Genomic DNA, 16,110 nt, shown 5'->3' on the forward strand with positions numbered 1-16,110 from the left:
AAATCGTGAAAATTGTGGTTTGACCAGAAAAGTTGACCTTGCAACTTTCAATAGATTGAATAAACTACGGAAAACATCGCATAAAGCGAACTCTGTAAAGGAAAAGAAAAAATGAGCAACCTCGAAGAACGCGTAAAGAAAATCATTGTTGAACAGCTAGGTGTAGACGAAGCTGAAGTTAAAAACGAAGCTTCTTTCGTTGATGACCTAGGTGCAGATTCTCTAGACACAGTTGAGCTAGTAATGGCTCTAGAAGAAGAATTCGACACTGAAATCCCAGATGAAGAAGCTGAGAAAATTACTACTGTTCAAGCAGCTATCGATTACGTAACTAGCGCTCAGTAATAATCTCTCCCAGGCGGTCATCTCGACCGCCTGTGTTTTATCTAACTCATCTATCCTCATCTTAAATCACCTCAATTCCCGGAGTGTAAAATCGTGTCCAAGCGTCGTGTAGTTGTCACTGGCATGGGTATGTTGTCACCGGTAGGCAACACTGTAGAATCTTCTTGGAAAGCCCTGCTAGCTGGTCAAAGTGGTATCGTTAATATCGATCATTTTGATGCAACCAATTTCTCAACTCGTTTTGCAGGTCTAGTTAAAGACTTTAACTGCGAAGAGTATATGACTAAAAAAGATGCTCGTAAGATGGACTTGTTCATCCAATACGGCGTCGCAGCAGGTATTCAAGCTTTAGATGATTCAGCCCTAACTATTACTGAAGAAAACGCTCCACGTGTGGGTGTTGCTATCGGTTCTGGTATTGGTGGTCTTGGTTTGATTGAAGCCGGTCACAAGGCTTTAACTGAAAAAGGCCCTCGTAAAATCAGCCCGTTCTTTGTACCTTCGACGATCGTGAATATGATTGCTGGTCACATGTCTATTATGCGTGGTCTACGCGGTCCAAATATCGCGATTTCTACTGCATGTACGACTGGCCTACATAATATTGGTCACGCGGCTCGTATGATTGCTTACGGCGATGCTGATGCAATGCTAGCGGGCGGTGCTGAAAAAGCATCTACACCATTAGGTATGGGCGGTTTTGGTGCGGCTAAAGCATTATCTACTCGCAACGAAGAGCCTCAAAAAGCTTCTCGTCCATGGGACAAAGGTCGTGACGGCTTCGTTCTTGGTGACGGTGCAGGCATGATGGTTCTTGAAGAGTACGAACATGCGAAAGCTCGTGGCGCTAAGATTTACTGTGAGCTCGTTGGCTTCGGTATGTCTGGTGACGCTTACCACATGACATCTCCAAGTGAAGATGGCTCTGGTGGCGCATTAGCTATGGAAGCGGCTATGCGTGATGCTGGCGTGACTGGTGAGCAAATCGGTTACGTTAACGCACACGGTACATCGACTCCTGCGGGTGACGTAGCAGAAGTTAAGGGCATCAAACGTGCTCTTGGCGAAGCAGGCAGCAAACAAGTATTAGTTTCTTCTACGAAATCAATGACTGGTCACCTTTTAGGTGCTGCGGGTTCTGCTGAAGCTATCATCACAGCGATGTCTCTGGTTGACCAAATTGTTCCACCAACAATCAACCTTGATGATCCTGAAGAAGGCTTAGATATTGACTTAGTACCTCACACGGCGCGTGAAGTTAGCAACATGGAATATGCTGCATGTAACTCATTCGGTTTCGGTGGTACAAACGGCTGTTTGATCTTCAAAAAGATTTAATCATCTTATTAAAGACGTAAACACTCGTAGATAGTCACAATTAGACTTGTTTTTAAACGGCTTGATGCTTTAGCATTGAGCCGTTTCTTTTTATGGGGAAAAACATGTTTTGGGTTGACGGAAAAAGCCAGCAAACGGTCGAGATCTCTGATCGCTCTTTCCAGTATGGTGATGGATGCTTTACCACGATGTTAGTACTTAACGGTAAGATCGTTAACTTTAACGATCATCAGCATAGAGTCGATGATTGTTTGAAAGCATTGAAAATTCATCCGCTAAATTGGCTAGAAGCCACTGCTTGGCTTAGCAATGCAATCCAAAGTAAATCCATACAAAATGAGACTAAGTTTGGACTAAAACTTCATGTTAGCCGTGGGGCTGGTGGTCGTGGATATAGCCCACTGAATGTTTCAAAACCAATGGTAACCATTAGTACCTTTGATTATCCCAGTCATTATCATAATTGGCACCATGATGGCGTTCAGCTAGGTCTGTGCCAGCAAGCTCTAGGGCTTAATCCATTATTAGCAGGTCATAAGCATAACAACCGTCTAGAACAAATTTTAATGAAAGATGAGATGGACCAAGCTCAAGAAGTGGATGGCGTGGTTCTCGATATTTCGGGACATGTAATTGAAACCACAATGGCGAATCTGTTCTGGCGAATCAAAGATAAAATTTATACTCCTCAACTTTCGCAAAGTGGTGTTGCTGGAGTGATGCGTAAGCGAGTGTTAATGGCCCTCGACTCTACTGAGCAGTTTGTTAAAATCGGTGATTACCATTTGGATCAGCTTCTTCAAGCTGACGAAGTCTTTATGACTAACTCAATTTTAGGTATCGCACCTATTACCCGCGTTAGAAATACTCATTTTAATATCGGCCCCGTCACTCGTAGCCTTCAAGGACAATTGAACTCGTGATCAAAAAGTTATTTATTTTTATTATCTTGTGCTTAGTTTTAGCAGCTTCAGCTGCGTTTTATGTATATAACCAAGCGCAAGACCAGCTAAAAAAAGTTATTCAGTTAGAAAGCTCTCAAGTAATAACCATCAACTCAGGCACTAGTTTTAACCGCGTGCTAAACCAATTGGTTGATGAAAATCTATTTACAGCATCACCTTATGACCGATTGATCCGAAAGCTACACCCTGAACTTGTTGATGTAAAAGCGGGCACCTTTCTTTTTGAGCCGGGTTTGACTTTAGAGCAAGCATTACAGGTACTGGTAGAAGGAAAAGAGCACCAGTTTACGATCACCTTTGTGGAAGGCAGCCGCTTCGATGAATGGATGATTCAACTTAAAGGGAGTGAGTTCATTCAACAGACACTTGAAGGTGTATCTGAAAAAGAAATCGCACAAAAATTGGGTATTGATAACCAGAAATTGGAAGGGCTCTTTCTTGCTGAGACTTATCATTATACTTACGGTACAACGGATTTAGATTTACTTAAACGTGCACATACAAACTTAATGGACGTCGTAAATCGTGAATGGGAAAGTAAAGTAGCAAAACTGCCGCTAAAGTCACCTTATGAGGCTTTGATTTTAGCGTCTATTATTGAGAAAGAAACTGCAGTTGCTTCAGAGCGTGAGCGCGTATCTTCGGTCTTTATTAACCGTTTGAATAAGCGAATGCGTTTGCAAACAGACCCTACGGTTATTTATGGTATGGGTGATAGCTATGATGGCAATATTCGTAAGAAAGACCTGCGCACACCTACGCCATATAACACTTACACCATAAATGGGTTACCACCTACACCTATTGCAATGGCAGGTAAAGCTTCAATTCAAGCAGCGCTGAATCCGGAGAAGAGCAACTACCTTTACTTTGTTGCTAGTGGAACCGGCGGGCATGTATTTTCAAAGAACTTAGCTGAGCATAACAGAGCGGTTCGTGCATATTTAAAACAGTTAAGAAAAAATAAAAAGAAATAATTATGAATCAGTCAAAGTTTATCGTTGTTGAAGGTTTAGAGGGTGCAGGTAAAAGCACAGCAATTAATGCAATTCTGGCGACATTAAAAGAGTCTGGCGTTGAGAATATTACAAGTACACGTGAGCCCGGGGGAACGGTCCTAGCTGAAAAAATGCGCTCGCTTGTTAAAGAAGAACATGAAGGCGAAGTACTCCAAGACATGACTGAGCTATTATTGATGTACGCAGCGAGAGTACAACTTGTTGAGAATGTCATAAAACCTGCTTTAGGAAATGGTCATTGGGTGGTTGGCGATCGTCATGATATGTCTTCACAAGCTTATCAGGGGGGCGGGCGTCAGATCTCTCGTTCAACTATGGAAGCGTTAAAATTAACGACATTAGGTAATTTTAAGCCCGACCTGACTCTTTATTTAGATTTAGATCCAAGAGTTGGTCTAGAAAGAGCTAGAGGAAGAGGTGAATTGGATCGTATTGAAAAGATGGATATTTCATTTTTTGATCGTACTCGTGAACGTTACCTCGAAATTGCAGAACAAGATGACTCTGTTCTTGTGATTAATGCTCAACAAGAGATTGAATTTGTTGCGAGCGATATTAAAGATGCGCTGCGCAATTGGTTAGTAAAACAGTAGGTAATGATGGGGCAATTATATCCTTGGCTGGAGCCTGTTTGGGGTGATTGGCAAAAAAGTTTGGATGCAGAACGCTTCCCTAACGCTGTGCTAGTTAACGCACCTGATGGTTTGGGAGTCGACTCTCTGCTTGAGCAGCTCAGCGCTGCACTTATGTGTGCTAACTATGAAAGTGAAGCTTGTGGCTTTTGCCATAGTTGTGAGTTAGTAAAGTCTGGTAGTCACCCTGATTTACACAGAATACAACCAGAAAAAGAAGGTAAAGCGATTACTGTTGATCAAATTCGAGCTAGTAACCGCTGGGCGTTAGAGTCATCTCAGCTGGGTGGGTATCGTGTCATTATGATCGATCCAGCAGAAGCTATGAATGAAGCATCATCAAACGCGTTATTGAAGACGTTAGAAGAGCCTTCGAGTAAGTGTATTTTTGTTCTGACAACATCAAATACCAGTATTTTAATGCCAACGATTCGTAGCCGCTGTCAACAAACAACAATAACAAGCCCAAGTGCAATTACTGCATCTAAATGGCTTAGCAAAGAGCTAAGTAAAACAGTTCCGCCATATGTGTTGGCTCTAGTAAATAATGCTCCACTTACGGCTAAAACCATGGTTGAAAGTGGGGAAGTAGAAGCTTGCGATAAAGTGCTTCGACAGTTTGTGAAGGTTGTCGATGGGACTGATGTCGACCTAATGTCTTTTGCGACTACATTATCGAAAGAACCTACCAAGCACTTGTCTTGGATTTGGTACTTGCTTTCAGACGTCCAGAAAAAACATTTTGGAGTTGAAAGTGAATCCTTTATCCCTAGCTCCCAAGAGTTAAAAGACGTATTGGATTACCCAAATGCGTATAAACTTTCTAAAACGTTAGCGGCATTAATTGAGCAACTTAAGCAACACCCAGGGCTCAATACAGAATTACTTATTATGAATTGGTTAATCACAGTTTGCGGGGAAGCATGTTTGTAGATTCTCATTGTCATTTAGACAAACTAAATTATGAAGACCTACACCTGAATGTAGAAGATGTTGTTAATAAGGCGAAAGCTGCAAACGTCCATCAATTGTTGTCGGTTGGAGTAACACTAGACTCGTTTCAAAATATGCTAGAAATGATTTCACCGTTTGACAATGTGAATGCATCTTGTGGTGTACATCCTTTGGATGTGGAAAGTGATTTCGCTTTAGATCAGTTACATGAATTCGCGAAGCATTCCAAAGTAGTTGCTGTTGGTGAAACGGGTTTAGATTACCATTACCAACCAGAAACAGCCGATTTACAGAAACTAAGATTTGAGCAACATGTAGAATTGGCAGTAGAGGTAAATAAGCCGCTTATTATCCATACTCGTAATGCTCGAGAGGACACTCTGGCTATTTTACGCAACGGTGGCGCTGATAAATGTGGTGGTGTAATACATTGCTTCACTGAAGATCAAGCTTTTGCTGATGCTGCAATGGAGTTAGGCTTTTATATCTCTATTTCCGGTATTGTCACCTTTAGACAGGCTACAGAGCTGAAAGAAATCGTTAAGAACTTGCCATTAGATAGGCTTCTAATTGAAACTGATTCTCCATATTTGGCGCCAGTACCACATCGTGGAAAACAGAATCAACCTGCATATGTTGTAGAAGTGGCAGCTTATATCGCTCAGCTTAAGGGCATTTCTATTGCTGAGGTTGGACGAAAAACGACCGAAAATTATCAAAAACTTTTTTTGCGATAGAAAGTTAATGATGAATAAAAAGGGAGCGAAAGCTCCCTTTTTTGCGTCTTTGATCACGAGAAATGATCAATATTTTAATGTTTACTGATTATGTTGAACCTGAGAGCCAAAAATACCTCATTTGTAATTTTGTTACTAAAAATAACATGACGATCTATTTTATTTACTTAGTAAAATAAAGAGGGTGTCCGTATTTTTTCTTTTAAAACAATAGCTTGTTTTATTGAAAAGCATTGCATTGCTAAATATTCCATGTGATCCAAGACTTGTTTTGAAACTAAATTTCGTAACTCACTAGTAAGTTAGTAACTGCTCAATATATATTTAGAGGCAGAAAATATAACGCAACAGATGGTTACATTTTCATAGGGTGCTAACATTTAGGCTACGGGGGTGTGCCGTTAGAACCCATATAATTATTTTTATCTTTATCAGGAGCATAAACATGTTTAAGAACCTTTTTGCTAGCCTGCAGAAAGTTGGTAAGTCACTGATGCTACCAGTATCAGTTTTACCAGTTGCGGGTATTTTGCTTGGTGTCGGTGCAGCAGACCTTTCTTTTATTCCAGAAATTGTTTCAAACCTAATGGAACAAGCTGGTGGTTCAGTTTTCGGTCAAATGGCACTGCTATTTGCAGTAGGTGTAGCACTTGGCTTCACTAATAACGACGGTGTTGCTGGTCTAGCAGCTATCGTTGGTTACGGTATTATGACTGCTACACTAGGCGTAATGGCTGGTGTTATGGGCGTTGAAAAAATCGATACTGGTGTACTAGGTGGTATTCTAATCGGTGGTGTTGCTGCGTGGGCATTCAACCGTTTCTTCCGTATTCAACTTCCTGAATACTTAGGTTTCTTCGCTGGTAAGCGTGCAGTGCCAATCATCACAGGTTTCTCTGCGATTGGTCTTGCTATCCTACTATCAGTAGTATGGCCACCAGTTGGCGGTGCTATTTCAGCATTCTCTGATTGGGCTGCTCACCAAAATCCACAAGTTGCATTTGGTATCTACGGTATCGTTGAACGTTCACTAATCCCATTCGGTCTTCACCACGTTTGGAACGTGCCTTTCTTCTTTGAAGCTGGTACTTGTATCAACGCTGCTGGCGAAACTCAAAATGGTGTTCTTACTTGTTACCTAGTTGCTGATGACGCAACTCGTGCTGCAGGCAACGGCTTCGGTCAGCTGGCAGGTGGTTACATGTTCAAGATGTTTGGTCTTCCAGCTGCTGCAATCGCAATTGCACACTCGGCTAAACCTGAAAACCGCGTTAAAGTAATGGGTATCATGGCATCTGCTGCGTTAACTTCATTCCTAACGGGTATTACTGAACCAATCGAGTTCTCTTTCCTATTCGTAGCTCCTGTTCTTTACGCAATCCACGCTCTACTTGCTGGTTCTGCGTACGTTCTAGCGAACACTTTAGGTTTTGTACACGGTACTTCTTTCTCACACGGTTTAATCGACTTCCTAGTTCTGTCTGGCAATGCGTCTAAGATGGGTCTAATGGTTGCTTGTGGTATTGGTTACGCTGCGCTTTACTACTTCGTATTCCGCACTGTTATCAAAGCGCTTGACCTTAAAACTCCAGGTCGTGAAGATGAAACAGAAGAAGCAAGCACTGCAACTGGTTCAGAGCTAGCTGGTGAGCTTGTAGCTGCGTTTGGTGGCAAAGCTAACATCACTGGTCTTGATGCTTGTATCACTCGTCTACGTGTTGCTGTAGCTGATACTGAAGCAGTAAACCAAGATAAACTGAAACAACTTGGTGCAGCTGGTGTCGTAGTAGTAGCTGGTGGTGTTCAAGCTATCTTCGGTACTAAGTCTGACAACCTTAAAACAGATATGGATGAGTGGATTCGTAATAACGGATAATCACTGATTCCAACGACAAAAGGAGGCCTAGCGCCTCCTTTTTTGTGTCTGGATTTAGGTTTAGATATTTTTCATTCCCATAAAGTAACCTCACACCCGTCTGACACCCTAATTCAAGTTCACCGTAAAATTTGTCCATATATTTCGTTATGGTGTCTCTATATGAAAAAGAATCTTTTACTTGGCTTGCCATTTATTGTTTTATCACCTTGGATTCATGCCAATGAGTCGCCGCAGCTTGCTGTGGGGATGGCTTTTGACCAACAACTGAGCGTTGTGGTTGAAGTTGATGATACTTACAGAGTTACTGCGGGTAACGATGGTATGGCTTTCGACTATATCTTGAAAAGAGGTGTGATAGACCCGGAAACCTCGATGAGTTGGTATGTTGGAGTCGGAGCTTGGAATGAATGGAATGATGAGTTTGGTGCGAGAGTTCCATTAGGAATGAATGTCAATTTCTATGATGGTTGGAACCTTTATGCGCAGGTTCATCCGGAGTTGAATTTATACAAAGGTCCGGAACTACAGCTAAGTGGTGCATTAGGTATTACTTACAAATTTTAAGCGTTAGCTTGTCGAGTGATAAGCCTGTTTCGAAAGCTTCTTTTAGAATTAAGAAGCGTATCGAATAGAGACATATTACTTACTATACGAGATACCTTTGTATTGAGATGTAAAAATGCCAGCATTTAAGCTGGCATTTTATTTAAGTGTAAATAGAAACCCTTTATCGGGAAACTTCCAGTGGTAGGTTAAGTCTTAATCTTGCTGCTTATCCATTGCTCGCTTGATACAGATAGCGGCGCCACCCCAAGTAATACCAAGACCAAGAACCATCATAATAATTGCGCTAGTTGTCATAATTAAGCTTCCTTATTTTAAGCTGTCTTGTTATTTGAAGTATTTTTGCTGCTTGCAAAATTGATGAGTACACCAACTGCAAATAGACCAGCAATCATTACCCAACCAAGAGTGAGATCGTAGCCACCGTAACCTTCAGTAAATAGAGCTTGAAGCTTAGTGGTTAGGATTACTGCTAGCATTACTGGCGTAATAAAACGAATACAGATATCAAACCAACCGCTAATAGCAAAATCAGAGACTTTGTTAACGTACTCACGTACGTCACCGATTTTATTCAGTAACCATGCCATTAGTAAGATTTCAATGAAACCGCCTACCATGATGCCCACATTGTTAGCAAAGTGATCAACAAGGTCGAGTAGTAACAAGCCGCCATTAGTCGCGAATGCCATTGAAACTACAACGCCTGAACCAATCACAATACTTGCTGCTTTTTTACGGCTCCAATTTAACTTATCCATGACTGCAGAAGTTACCGCTTCCATGATTGAAATATGAGAACTTAAACCTGCAACAACTAACGCGAAGAAGAACAGCGGACCTAGAATATAAGGCGCCGGAAGCAAGTTGATTGCGGCTGGTAGCGTAACAAATGCAAGGCCAACACCAGCAGAAACCACTTCTGTTAATGGTTTACCTTGTTCTTGAGCCATGTAGCCAAGAACAGAAAAAATCATAATACCGGCAAGGATTGAGAAACCACAGTTGATTAATACGGTCATGAACGCATTATTCGTAATGTCGGACTTTTCAGGTAAGTAGCTTGAGTAAGCCAGCATGATTGCAAAACCGATACTTAGAGTGAAGAAGATTTGACCATAAGCAGCAGCCCAAACTTTCACATCCCACAGCTTACTGAAATCGGGCTCGAACATGTAGTTCACGCCATCAAGTGCGCCTGGTAGGAAAACCATGCGACCAATCAGTAATACCACCATGATGAATAGAATTGGCATCATTACTTTAGAAGCACGCTCGATACCGGCTTTTACACCGCCAACAATCGCGGCATAAGTAATTGCCCACGCTAGAAGCATAGAACCAGCTATACCCCATTGGATGCTACCTAGGTCCGTTGGAGAGTTATCACCCAGTGCTAAATATTCACTGAAGAAGAAAGCATTAGTGTCTGTGCCCCAACTTTGGTTGAACGACATACCAAAGTAAGAAATAGCCCAGCCAATAACGGCAACGTAGTAAACCGCGATAACCGCAGCAACACCCACTTGGAACCAACCAAGCCATTCAAATTTTGAATTGATACGAGCTAAAGTCGCAGGTGCAGAACCGCGATACTTTTGACCCATGCTGAATTCTAAAATCATGAAAGGAATACCGGCAGTAAGCATGGCAAAAAGGTATGGAATAAAGAATGCACCGCCGCCATTCTCATATGCCATATAAGGGAAACGCCAAATATTACCTAATCCGATCGCAGATCCTACAGCAGCAAGTATAAACCCAGCTCGGGATCCCCATTGTTCTCGCTTCATTTGTTAACTCCTTATAACGTCCCTGAGATATGAAGCTTTTCATTACACAATGCTTTAATTTTTGAAGTGAATAGGTAAGTGACCAATTTTAGTTTGATTTTTTACTCTATCATCCGTGATTAAGCATTTTATTAGATTATAGTTTTATTTATGTAGTGAAAACTCAGAATATAACTCTATAAATATTGATGTGTGTTTGCACAAGCTGAAATATTCAGCTACGGCATTGAAGTGAGATTAACGACTAATATTAGTTAGATCAATAGAATGAAGATGTTGTTTAATTGTTCGCAAATGGTGTTAAATTTGTTGTAAGGGTGATGATGTGGAATGTGCCGATTGTTTGCCTTTAATAAAATAGAGGAATAATCTGCTTAGATTGATTTTATAAGATGAATGAGCTTTAGAATAAATTGGTGTGTATGACTGAAAAATAAACGAATGATAGTCAAAATCGCCAACATCTACCGGTGAGGCTGACGATTTTTCAGAATATACGACTTAATTGTGTGTTTATTTGAAGCGGGTGAACTAATCATTGTATTGGTGGCTACAGGTTGTAGTTCAAATACGTTTATTAGAAATTTTATGGTTAGACGTTTTTTATTAGAAATAGAAGGTTAGTCCTAGGCTTGCTTGAAATTGGTTCATCCAGTCTGTATCAAACTTAATAATGCAGGATTGACCTGTCGTGGGTAGGGTGCAGGCGCCTGAAGTATCATTATCAACGACGGTACCCAGCCATCTGAGTTGGCTGTTTAATGCGATATTGTCTCCAAGCTTGTATTCAAAGCCACCGAATACAGAAGTTGAGAACCCGTACTTGTCTTTTGCCCAATCAACATCAACATAAGAAACACCAAGTCCAAGCCCTAAATAAGACGACAATTTTTCATTAGCAGGATAATAAATACTACTTTGAAAATGTAGATACTGGATAGATGAATCAATGTTTAACGTTTCAAGCTGAGACTGTTGATTCGAATAAAATAGCCCGATACGTCCTTTATCTAACGGTGTTTCAATGGCAAAAGTAAAACTCTCTGAACCTTCCATGTCGTAAGAGTTACCGTCTTCATCTTCTACACCACCACCGCCAGTGTAACCAACTAAAGGGGTAATTATCACATTTGGGGCTGCATACAAATTTGAAACTGAAAAAAGAGCGAGTAGAGCAACTATATTTGCTTTGGTGTTCATTAGCTTATCCTTTTCTATACACCCCCCAATTGTGATGGTTACACCAATATTGTGCGACTTATTTGGACGATTCTTGAAGATACTTCACACAGCTGATACAACTTAATAGAACCAAATAAAACTTATAAAAAATACAGAGGTGTCTATGGACCAAAATCTGAAAAATGCTCTACAAATTGTTGTTTTCGCTTTAGCGATAATCATCACTTTCGGTTTTATCGCGATTGGCAGTTAGATTTTTACTAGGTAGACGAGATGGATTGATCTTCAATGGGGTTAGCGGTCCGCGTCTACCTAAATCAACCCCTTACTTATTATGAATAGAGCCCTGATAACTAACTCTGAATCAGCAATTGATTTAGATTATTACTCTAAATACATTATTGGGAAAACGGCACTGGTTGCCCAAGGTGGCGGGCAGAGAGGCATTTTTACCTCCGGTGTTTTAGATTCTTTCCTGTTATCTAACTTTGACCCTTTTGATGATTTTTTTGGCACTTCTGCTGGTGCGCTAAATCTTTGTGCATTTGTCTGTCGCGAGCAAGGGCTAGGTAAATCATTTATAACTGAACTTACAACCTCACCAGAATTCTTTAATCTCTTTTCTTATATCAGACACAATAAAGGTTTAGGTTTAGAGTGGGCGCTTGAACAAGTCTTCTCTTACCCCTATAAGCTGGATATCGATCTTGGTCGCCAAGTATTAGGAAGCCGGAATATATTTGCAGCTGTGACAGATGCTCAAAACCTGAGTGATCACTATTTTCCACTATTTGGCGATGAATGGTACAAAGCCATGCTGGCAACATGCGCAATCCCAAGGCTTCATAATGGAGAAGTTATCATTGGTGACCGCTCTTATGTCGATGGCGGTGTTTCTGCATGTATACCGGTTCAAGAAGCATGGCGCAGACAAGCTCGTTCTATTGTCGTGATTAGAACTGAACCTGTGCTTGAAGAAAATGAACCTACTGGTAATAATGAAATGGGTCCTCCCAAAGCGATATCTGTAGAGGAATTAGAATGGTTTAGAGAGTCGTTCAGCAGTGTGCAAGGTCATTGGCAGCAGCGTGTTGAACAATGGAAAACCGATTGGACTTCATTTTTTCAACAGCAGATATCACGTTCCAAAGAACAAAAAAAAGAACGGAATAATTTAGATTTATTAAATGGTGGACGCTGGCTATTTGGCGCTGACGATATCTACCGTTTAAGCCATTTAGTGGGTGATAAATTTGATTCCGGCTTAGCCGATATGTTGATGGTACATTATCAAACATATTCGTTGACTCAAGACTTCTTGAATAACCCGCCGGATGATACTTACATTGTTCAAATTGCTCCGAGTCAGCCTCTGAAATCCAGTTCGTTAATGAGCGATAAAGTGGACTTATTGCATGATTATCAGTTGGGGTTGGAAGCAGGGTATCGATTTATTGAGGCTTATTCATTAGTCAGTCACAAGAATTAGCCAATTGTGAATTACTTAGTTGTAAATGAGTGAGACCTAACCTTGAGTTTTAGCGTAGTGATATATGAATTTAAACATCAAGCACTTAGCTGGTAAGCACTTGATGTTTAGTTAAAGATAAACATTAAAGTATCATTAGGTGACGGGAAGGATTCTCATACAGTTTGTCGACCCAGCAACATCCATAATATCCCCCTGAGTAATAATGACGAGGTCACCAAACTTCAAGTGATTTTTGCTTTTTAGGTTCTTAAGTGTTGATAAAGCAATATCTAAGCTATCATCTTCATCGGTCTCAAAATAGATAGGAGTGACGCCTCTATACAACGCACAGCGGTTAAGTGTTTCTTCATTTCGAGATAAAGCATAAATGGGCATGTCAGCACTGAGCCGTGACATCATTAAGGCTGTTCTACCTGATTCAGTCAAAGTGACGACGCCTTTGATTCCTTCCATATGGTTTGCTGAATAGATAGTTGCCATAGAAACTGTTTCCTCAGCCGTGACAAACGTGCGATCAATTCGGTAGTTGGATTGATTAACCGAAGCCATCTTCTCTGCCCCGACACACACTTCAGCCATCGATTTCACGGTTTCAATTGGGTAATCACCCGCAGCGGTTTCACCTGATAGCATCACCGCATCGGTTCCATCTAATACTGCGTTTGCAACATCCATCACTTCTGCTCGTGTTGGCATGGGCGCGGACATCATAGATTCCATCATTTGTGTCGCAGTAATGACAGTTCGATTAAGCGCTCTAGCACGCCTTATAAGCTGCTTTTGAACCCCAACAAGTTCTGGGTCGCCAATTTCAACTCCAAGGTCCCCACGGGCGACCATGACAACATCTGAAGCCATAATGATGTCGTCCATACTCTCTTCAGTTGCAACTGTCTCTGCTCTTTCAACTTTAGCAACTAAATGCGCTTCAAGACCCGCTTCACGTGCAAGCTTGCGGGCATAAATCATATCTGCACCATTTCTTGGGAAAGATATTGCTAAAAAATCCACCTTGATCTGAGCTGCTGTGACGATATCTCTTTTGTCTTTTTCTGTCAGCGCTTCAGCAGAAAGCCCACCACCTTTTTTATTGATACCTTTATTGTTCGACAAGGGGCCGCCAATGGTAACTTTAGTGTGAACTTTACAGCCTTCGACTTCTGTGACTTGCAGCTGAACACGTCCATCATCCAGTAGTAAAACATCCCCGGAACAAACATCATTGGGAAGTTCTTTATAATCAAGTCCTACCGACTCATTTGTGCCTTCACCTAAGCCAAGGCTACTATCAAGTGTAAAGTTATCACCGATAGTTAACTGAACTTTGCCATCCTTAAAAGTCGACACTCGAATTTTTGGTCCTTGTAAGTCCCCTAAGATAGCGACTTGAGTTCCTAATTTTGCAGCTATGGCTCTTACTTTTTGAGCTCGAAGAATATGATCTTCACTGGTCCCGTGAGAAAAGTTCATACGAACAACGTTTGCACCTGCTTTGATTATTTCTTCAAGAACGTTGTCTTTATCTGTTGATGGACCAAGTGTTGTGACAATTTTTGTTTTTCGTAATTCAGCTGTCATTGGAGTCTCCTGTGTTCAACTAAATTAAGTATATGCATTAATGCCCATTTTATTTGGAGAGGCCATACAAATTAGAGAATTCGAAGGAAAATAATAAAGAAATACAGCTATCATTGGTATGTGTGTGGATATTTTACTTAAAAAAATAAGCCAGTATTTGTTAGAAAAAGTGTTAATTTTTATTGAACTATTTGACTAGATACACAAAGATTCGTGTATATACGTGATGCCTGTCACGGCGATATACCAAGTGACTTCACAATTACTTCGCAAAGTAAAAAAATTGCTTTGTTAATGATTTCTGGAGCATAAAATGTACATGGCTCAACCGGGCCATATTGATCATATCAAACAGGTCAATGCTGGTCGTGTATATAAACTAATAGACCTTAAAGGTCCCATTTCTCGTATCGATTTGTCCAAGCAAAGTCAGTTGGCTCCGGCGAGTATTACCAAAATTACTCGTGAACTCATTGAAGCGCATCTTATTCATGAAACTACAGTTCAAGAAGCGACAAGTCGAGGTCGCCCTGCAGTTGGTTTACAAACCAACAATGAGGGCTGGCAATTTTTATCGATGCGCCTTGGGCGAGGCTATTTGACGATCGCACTCCATGAATTAGGAGGCGATGTTTTAATTGATACCAAAATTGATATTCATGAAATTGATCAAGATGATGTATTGGCTCGCCTTCTTCATGAAATCGATGAATTTTTTCAAACCTATTCCGAGCAACTAGATCGAGTAACGAGTATTGCAATTACGTTACCGGGTTTAGTGAATTCTGAAGAGGGGATAGTGCTACAAATGCCTCACTATAATGTAGAGAACTTAGCACTAGGTCCTGAAATCTATAAAGAAACGGGTTTACCGGTTTTTATCGCGAATGACACAAGAGCGTGGGCATTGGCTGAGAAATTATTTGGTAACTCCCAAAACAATGAAAATTCCGTCCTTATCTCGATCCACCACGGTCTTGGCGCCGGGATTATTTTAGATGGGCGAGTATTGCAAGGTCGACACGGTAACATCGGCGAGCTAGGTCATATTCAAATCGATAAGAATGGCAAACAGTGCCATTGTGGAAACCGGGGCTGTTTAGAAACGGTTGCAAGCTCCAAAGCGATTCGAGAGCAAGTCACAGAACGAATTGCAAATGGCGAACAATCGAGCTTAAGTGAGCTAGAAACAATTTCTTTGGAAAATATTTGCGGAGCTGCTGCACAAGGTGATCCTCTTGCTGTTGAAGTTATAGAGCAACTTGGTCAATACTTAGGTTCTGCGATAGCGATGGTGATTAATCTGTTTAACCCTGAAAAAATCTTGATTGGTGGTGCAATTAACCAAGCTAAAGAGGTTTTGTTTCCTGTCATTCAAAAGTGTATTGAAGAGCAGTCTTTACCTGTTTACCAGCAAGACCTTGAGTTAGTAGAGTCTCGTTTTTATAAGCAAGCGACAATGCCAGGTGCTGCTTTGGTTAAACAAGCACTTTTCGATGGTCAATTGCTAATGAAAGTGATTGAAGGTTAACGGGTATTAGTCAAATCTAACTATTGTTTAGCGTGCCGAGTTCTTGTGATTTGCTTTAACATTTTTAGAGTTTATCTTTAGAAACGTTTTTATTGATATCT

General features: G+C 41.0%; 16 protein-coding genes. 12 read left to right on the top strand and 4 right to left on the bottom strand.

Annotated features, from left to right (window positions below; all coding sequences use genetic code 11):
• The first annotated feature begins 111 nt into the window (after positions 1–111).
• The 9 genes from acpP to OCU78_RS04830 all read left to right on the top strand — a co-directional run bounded on the left by acpP (position 112) and on the right by OCU78_RS04830 (position 8,433).
• On the top strand, positions 112–345 hold the full coding sequence (acpP, locus tag OCU78_RS04790; protein WP_004737381.1) for an acyl carrier protein: 234 nt from the start codon (positions 112–114) through the stop codon (positions 343–345).
• A 93-nt stretch (positions 346–438) separates the two neighbouring features.
• Positions 439–1,683 carry a beta-ketoacyl-ACP synthase II gene (gene fabF / locus OCU78_RS04795; protein WP_137372422.1) on the top strand — a complete coding sequence of 415 codons (1,245 nt, stop codon included), beginning with the start codon at positions 439–441 and terminating at the stop codon, positions 1,681–1,683.
• Positions 1,684–1,787: 104 nt separating this feature from the next.
• On the top strand, positions 1,788–2,606 hold the full coding sequence (gene pabC, locus OCU78_RS04800; RefSeq protein ID WP_137372423.1) for an aminodeoxychorismate lyase: 819 nt from the start codon (positions 1,788–1,790) through the stop codon (positions 2,604–2,606).
• Entirely contained in the window at positions 2,603–3,625 is a 1,023-nt protein-coding gene (mltG, locus tag OCU78_RS04805; RefSeq protein WP_137372424.1) for an endolytic transglycosylase MltG, read from the top strand. Before pabC ends, mltG begins: the two co-directional genes overlap by 4 nt.
• A gap of 2 nt (positions 3,626–3,627) precedes the next feature.
• A complete protein-coding gene (gene tmk / locus OCU78_RS04810; RefSeq protein ID WP_137372425.1) occupies positions 3,628–4,260 on the top strand; it encodes a dTMP kinase in 633 nt (210 codons plus the stop codon).
• A gap of 6 nt (positions 4,261–4,266) precedes the next feature.
• Positions 4,267–5,232, top strand: coding sequence for a DNA polymerase III subunit delta' (locus tag OCU78_RS04815; RefSeq protein WP_137372793.1), 966 nt, complete (start codon positions 4,267–4,269; stop codon positions 5,230–5,232).
• A complete protein-coding gene (locus OCU78_RS04820; protein ID WP_137372426.1) occupies positions 5,223–5,990 on the top strand; it encodes a TatD family hydrolase in 768 nt (255 codons plus the stop codon). The genes OCU78_RS04815 and OCU78_RS04820 overlap by 10 nt, the downstream gene beginning before the upstream one ends.
• A 445-nt stretch (positions 5,991–6,435) precedes the next feature.
• Positions 6,436–7,866 carry a PTS glucose transporter subunit IIBC gene (ptsG, locus tag OCU78_RS04825; protein ID WP_137372427.1) on the top strand — a complete coding sequence of 477 codons (1,431 nt, stop codon included), beginning with the start codon at positions 6,436–6,438 and terminating at the stop codon, positions 7,864–7,866.
• Positions 7,867–8,028: 162 nt separating this feature from the next.
• Entirely contained in the window at positions 8,029–8,433 is a 405-nt protein-coding gene (locus tag OCU78_RS04830; protein ID WP_137372428.1) for a hypothetical protein, read from the top strand.
• Between the two features lie 195 nt (positions 8,434–8,628).
• Here the strand turns inward: OCU78_RS04830 and OCU78_RS04835 are convergent, their stop codons facing one another.
• The 3 genes from OCU78_RS04835 to OCU78_RS04845 form a co-directional block, all read right to left on the bottom strand.
• Complete coding sequence (locus OCU78_RS04835; protein WP_137372429.1) at positions 8,629–8,730, bottom strand: methionine/alanine import family NSS transporter small subunit; 102 nt, start codon at positions 8,728–8,730, stop codon at positions 8,629–8,631.
• A gap of 17 nt (positions 8,731–8,747) precedes the next feature.
• Positions 8,748–10,226 carry a sodium-dependent transporter gene (locus OCU78_RS04840; protein ID WP_137372430.1) on the bottom strand — a complete coding sequence of 493 codons (1,479 nt, stop codon included), beginning with the start codon at positions 10,224–10,226 and terminating at the stop codon, positions 8,748–8,750.
• A 606-nt stretch (positions 10,227–10,832) separates the two neighbouring features.
• On the bottom strand, positions 10,833–11,426 hold the full coding sequence (locus OCU78_RS04845; RefSeq protein WP_137372431.1) for an outer membrane beta-barrel protein: 594 nt from the start codon (positions 11,424–11,426) through the stop codon (positions 10,833–10,835).
• Positions 11,427–11,571: 145 nt separating this feature from the next.
• On the opposite strand from OCU78_RS04845, the gene cydH reads away from it, so the two are divergent.
• Positions 11,572–11,661 (top strand): cytochrome bd-I oxidase subunit CydH, encoded by a 90-nt coding sequence (cydH, locus tag OCU78_RS04850; protein ID WP_137372432.1) that lies wholly within the window; start codon positions 11,572–11,574, stop codon positions 11,659–11,661.
• A gap of 81 nt (positions 11,662–11,742) precedes the next feature.
• Entirely contained in the window at positions 11,743–12,897 is a 1,155-nt protein-coding gene (locus tag OCU78_RS04855; RefSeq protein WP_137372433.1) for a patatin-like phospholipase family protein, read from the top strand.
• Between the two features lie 135 nt (positions 12,898–13,032).
• Here OCU78_RS04855 and pyk read toward each other — a convergent pair whose 3' ends face one another.
• Complete coding sequence (gene pyk, locus OCU78_RS04860) at positions 13,033–14,478, bottom strand: pyruvate kinase (RefSeq protein WP_137372434.1); 1,446 nt, start codon at positions 14,476–14,478, stop codon at positions 13,033–13,035.
• A 313-nt stretch (positions 14,479–14,791) separates the two neighbouring features.
• Here pyk and mlc point away from each other — a divergent pair, with 313 nt between their 5' ends.
• Positions 14,792–16,009: a sugar metabolism global transcriptional regulator Mlc gene (gene mlc, locus OCU78_RS04865; RefSeq protein WP_137372435.1), complete on the top strand. Its 1,218-nt coding sequence runs from the start codon at positions 14,792–14,794 to the stop codon at positions 16,007–16,009.
• The last annotated feature ends 101 nt before the right edge of the window (positions 16,010–16,110 follow it).

It is taken from the genome of Vibrio gallaecicus, assembly GCF_024347495.1.
Lineage (GTDB): Bacteria > Pseudomonadota > Gammaproteobacteria > Enterobacterales > Vibrionaceae > Vibrio > Vibrio gallaecicus.

What these genes read in the sequence shown, in the direction of transcription:
- acpP (WP_004737381.1), top strand. Translation starts at nt 112, where the DNA reads ATGAGCAACCTCGAAGAACGCGTAAAGAAAATCATTGTTGAACAGCTA.
- OCU78_RS04830 (WP_137372428.1), top strand. Translation starts at nt 8,029, where the DNA reads ATGAAAAAGAATCTTTTACTTGGCTTGCCATTTATTGTTTTATCACCT.
- OCU78_RS04815 (WP_137372793.1), top strand. Translation starts at nt 4,267, where the DNA reads ATGGGGCAATTATATCCTTGGCTGGAGCCTGTTTGGGGTGATTGGCAA.
- OCU78_RS04855 (WP_137372433.1), top strand. Translation starts at nt 11,743, where the DNA reads ATGAATAGAGCCCTGATAACTAACTCTGAATCAGCAATTGATTTAGAT.
- tmk (WP_137372425.1), top strand. Translation starts at nt 3,628, where the DNA reads ATGAATCAGTCAAAGTTTATCGTTGTTGAAGGTTTAGAGGGTGCAGGT.
- OCU78_RS04820 (WP_137372426.1), top strand. Translation starts at nt 5,223, where the DNA reads ATGTTTGTAGATTCTCATTGTCATTTAGACAAACTAAATTATGAAGAC.
- ptsG (WP_137372427.1), top strand. Translation starts at nt 6,436, where the DNA reads ATGTTTAAGAACCTTTTTGCTAGCCTGCAGAAAGTTGGTAAGTCACTG.
- cydH (WP_137372432.1), top strand. Translation starts at nt 11,572, where the DNA reads ATGGACCAAAATCTGAAAAATGCTCTACAAATTGTTGTTTTCGCTTTA.
- OCU78_RS04840 (WP_137372430.1), bottom strand. Translation starts at nt 10,226, where the DNA reads ATGAAGCGAGAACAATGGGGATCCCGAGCTGGGTTTATACTTGCTGCT.
- OCU78_RS04835 (WP_137372429.1), bottom strand. Translation starts at nt 8,730, where the DNA reads ATGACAACTAGCGCAATTATTATGATGGTTCTTGGTCTTGGTATTACT.
- pabC (WP_137372423.1), top strand. Translation starts at nt 1,788, where the DNA reads ATGTTTTGGGTTGACGGAAAAAGCCAGCAAACGGTCGAGATCTCTGAT.
- OCU78_RS04845 (WP_137372431.1), bottom strand. Translation starts at nt 11,426, where the DNA reads ATGAACACCAAAGCAAATATAGTTGCTCTACTCGCTCTTTTTTCAGTT.
- mlc (WP_137372435.1), top strand. Translation starts at nt 14,792, where the DNA reads ATGTACATGGCTCAACCGGGCCATATTGATCATATCAAACAGGTCAAT.
- pyk (WP_137372434.1), bottom strand. Translation starts at nt 14,478, where the DNA reads ATGACAGCTGAATTACGAAAAACAAAAATTGTCACAACACTTGGTCCA.